This window comes from Protofrankia sp. CiP1_Cm_nod3 (genome assembly GCF_982290655.1).
This window is the reverse complement of the sequence record NZ_CEVIVD010000007.1, coordinates 9,477-12,968: the sequence shown is the minus strand read 5'-3', so window position 1 is coordinate 12,968 and position 3,492 is coordinate 9,477. Positions and strand designations below refer to the sequence as shown.

The 3,492-nt window shown below is 67.9% G+C and carries 5 protein-coding genes; 2 read left to right on the top strand and 3 right to left on the bottom strand.

What is annotated here, in order from left to right; translation table 11 throughout:
* Nucleotides 1-389: type II toxin-antitoxin system VapC family toxin (locus AC5LUJ_RS03165; RefSeq protein WP_493464428.1), on the bottom strand; the 389-nt coding region annotated here is incomplete at its 3' end.
* Complete coding sequence (locus AC5LUJ_RS03160) at nt 377-565, bottom strand: hypothetical protein (protein ID WP_250290886.1); 189 nt, start codon at nt 563-565, stop codon at nt 377-379. The genes AC5LUJ_RS03165 and AC5LUJ_RS03160, both read right to left, overlap by 13 nt.
* A 291-nt stretch (nt 566-856) precedes the next feature.
* Between AC5LUJ_RS03160 and AC5LUJ_RS03155 the strand changes: the two genes are divergently transcribed.
* Nucleotides 857-1,132 carry a hypothetical protein gene (locus tag AC5LUJ_RS03155; protein WP_250285730.1) on the top strand — a complete coding sequence of 92 codons (276 nt, stop codon included), beginning with the start codon at nt 857-859 and terminating at the stop codon, nt 1,130-1,132.
* Nucleotides 1,133-1,136: 4 nt separating this feature from the next.
* A complete protein-coding gene (locus AC5LUJ_RS03150) occupies nt 1,137-1,565 on the top strand; it encodes a type II toxin-antitoxin system VapC family toxin (protein WP_250285729.1) in 429 nt (142 codons plus the stop codon).
* A gap of 176 nt (nt 1,566-1,741) precedes the next feature.
* Here the strand turns inward: AC5LUJ_RS03150 and AC5LUJ_RS03145 are convergent, their stop codons facing one another.
* On the bottom strand, nt 1,742-3,319 hold the full coding sequence (locus AC5LUJ_RS03145) for an AAA family ATPase (protein ID WP_250285728.1): 1,578 nt from the start codon (nt 3,317-3,319) through the stop codon (nt 1,742-1,744).
* Nucleotides 3,320-3,492 lie beyond the last annotated feature (173 nt).

Below are 3,492 nucleotides of genomic sequence, written 5' to 3'. Positions count from 1 at the left end.
CGGGTGGCGACGTCGGGCAGCTCGTCGAAACGGGCAGGTTTGTCAGTGGTGACCAGTACCCGCTGCGTGGCACGCGCCGTCGCCGCGATGATGAGATCAGGAGCTCCGCGGGGCGCGCCGGTACGGCGTACATGGGCCAGGAGCTGCGCGTGATGCCGGGCGACGTCCGGGGTGTAGTCCTCGACCGGAGTCACGGAGAGCACGTCGGTGAGGAACGCCTGTTGCGCGGCGCGAGTGGCCTCATCCGAGGCCAGCAGCACCCCGACGGTGTATTCGGCGAGCGCGAGGGCCGGTAGGACGACGTCGTCCCCGTCACTCATGACCGCAAGATCTAACAGGCCACCGGCACCGGCGACCAGCACACCGGTGTCCAGGATCAGTCGTGCCACGGGTCGGTGTCCCACTCAGCGGAAGAAGCCTCCCGGGCAGCCGCGACATCGGCCCCGAACCCGTCGTCGACACCCGCGCGAGCACCCCAGCGGTGGAAGACCTCCCGCAACGCCTCACCGTTGCCCTGCGGCGCGGGCATGATCACAGCGACGCACCGGCCGCTACGGGTGACCACGATCGTCTCACCGTGTTCAGCGTCGTCGAGAAACGCGCTGAAGTATCCGGGACGCCTCGGAAGCCGTCATCACCCGCATGAGATTCACAGTAGCTGATTCAGATCCTCTGATATTCCCTCTGGCCCGGCAGCGGCTGAAACCGCGGACAGACGTCACGTGACCGGGTGTCCGATCGCCGGATATCCGGAACACCCTCACAGCACGCCCACGGCATCTCCTCTCGCGGGCGGCTTGGGGCGGCTGGACGGTATATCTTCTGGTACCAGCCGTGTACCATCATCATTATGGCTGTGAACCTTCGTCTCCGTCCCGAGGCCGAGGCCGCGCTACGCGCCGAGGCGGACCGGTCCGGCCGTTCGCAGCAGGAGATCCTTCGCGAGGCTGTCGACCGGCACCTCAGGACGCTCGCCGCTGGCGGACCGGCATCGCTCGGCACCCGGGAGCCACTGCTCACCGCGGGGATCGTTCTTCCACCACGCACGCCGTATCGTCGCGTCACGCCCACGCTCACCCTGCCCGAAGGCACGACCAGCCTCGACCTGCTCGACCGCGACGACCGGCTGTAGAAGCGTGCGTATCTACCTGGACAGCAGCGCGATCCTCAAACGACTGGTTGCCGAAGCGGACTCGTCGGCCCTGGTCGCGGCGGTCGACAGACATCATGCGGACGGCGATCTGCTGGTGTCGTCATCGCTGGCGTGGATCGAGGTGACCCGTGCGCTACGTGCCCGGTTCGGCGCCGACGCGGCGTCCGCGACCGTCCACGCGGACGCCGCCCTGTCCGGAATAGCCGAGCATCCGCTGTCACCCGAGGTGGTGAGCCTGGCACGACGGGTCGGGCCACCGGTACTCCGGTCACTGGACGCCATCCACCTGGCCTCGGCGCTCCTCCTGGACGCCGACCAGATGCTGACCTACGACGACCGGCTCGCGATGGCCTGCACCCAGTCCGGCCTCGTCGTCACCACCCCGGGCCGCTATCCCGAGCTGCCTGGCTAATTTGATCTTAGCTGGTGTTTTCGTAGCTCATGACCAAAATCGATCTTCCGGAAGTGCACGGCCTAAGTCCGGGGCGCCCACCTGGTGAGGCCGAAGACGCGGTCTCAAAAGGTCAGTGCACCGCGTGTGAATGCCGCGCGATCTGTTCTCGTCAGCGCTTCTTGGGCGGGCCTTCGTCACGCTCGTAGGACGGTGATGGCGCGGCCGGCGGGGCTGGTGACGGTGTCGATGTGGGTGCGTTTGTGGACGGGCGGAGCGTCGGGGCGGCGGTCGAAGATGACGATGGTGCCGGTGGGGAGGTTGAGGCGGTCAAGGTAGCTGTCGAGTTGGGTGAGGGCGCGGCGGAGGGGGTCGGTGTCGCCGGGATGGCGGACCTTGAGTTCGATGGCTTCGCGTTGCCAGTGGCGTTTGCCGTCCGATGCCGTGTAGGGCCAGCGGATGTGCAGGTCGATGCGGCCACGGCCGACACCGTATTCGCGGGTGACATGGCCGTCGCCATTGACGACGCGTTGGAGGAAGGCCATGAAGACCAGCTGGGGGGCGACTTCGTGGTAGACGATGCCGCGGACGAGGACGTCGGCGTGTTCGGTCCAGAAGTCGGCGAACTCGCGGAGGAGGAGGCCGAAGTCGAGGGTTCCGTCGGAGCGGACGAAGGCGCGGGGGTCGGCGAGGACCTGGGCTTCGCTGTTGGCGGTCAGGACGCGGGCGATGACTTCGTGGTAGATGGGGTTGGCGACGCGGACGGGGAGTTTCGGGGTGATCAGGCCGAGGTCGCGGGTGTAGCTGAGGTCGTCGTCGTAGGGGTCGAGTTCGGGCAGGGTACCGGCGAGGACGGGTTCGAGGACGCGGCGGACCCGGTGTTCGGCGAGTTTCGCGGCCAGCGAGTCCAGATGCGTCGCCCGCGCCAGGATCAGCCGTTCCTTGGCCTGCTCCACATGACCAACAGTGATCGATTCGGAGGTGGGGACGGCGATCTTTTCGACGATTTCACGGGCCAGCGCGTTGACCAGCCACGGCTGGCCAGCGGTCAGCTCCACCGCCCGATCCACCGCGTCCGGAGTAAACACCTGGCCGGTGTCCGCGGTGTGCTGGGCGTAGAGTGCGGCGACCTCGTCCGGGGTGAAGTCCCCCAGCCGCAACGACTCCAACTTGATGTTGAACGGGCTGGACGTCCCCAAACGAGACGAGTCACCGCCGGAGGCTGCTTTATAGTCGCGGACGTCGCGCAGGCCGCACAGCACGACTGAGGCGGGAAAACGGTTGGGGCGGCCGCGGTAGCCGTCGCGGAGCTGGCTGAGGACGCTGATCAACGTCTGGCCCTGGAGCGCGTCGATCTCGTCGAGAAACAGCACCAGGGGGCGTGGGCAGGCCTGCGCCCAGGCCCGAAACGCTTCGACGATGAGGGTACCTTCCGACGCCTGTGGCCACGGCGGTGGGCGCAGGTCCGCTGGCAGCATGTCCTCGGCGTCGGCCCGGATCCGGTCGAGAACGGCACGGGCCGCCGCGCCGTAGTCGTCGCCGGTAGCCCGGCCGGTCTCACAGGAGAACAGCAGCGCCGCGTACCGGCCGGCAGCGGTCAGCTCGTCGGCGAGCGCCTGCAACGTCGTGGTCTTGCCCGTCTGCCGGGGGGCGTGCACGACGAAGTAGCCCTCCTGGTCGATGAGGCCAGGTGCCTCCGGCAGCCGCGACACCGCCGGGATCATGTAGTCGATCCCGGGCCGGCACGGGCCGGCGGTGTTGAACCGGCGGCTCATCGATCGTCACTCTCCATGGGACTGGCGCACGGGGGCATGTTCCGTTCACCACCCTACGCAGCCGCCGAACACTGATCGACGATCTACCACGTCGAGACACCAGCACGCCTTCGCCGACAGCGGTCAGCGCTGGCGGGTCCCGCGCTGGCGCGATGCGCGGTCAGCCGTCGATG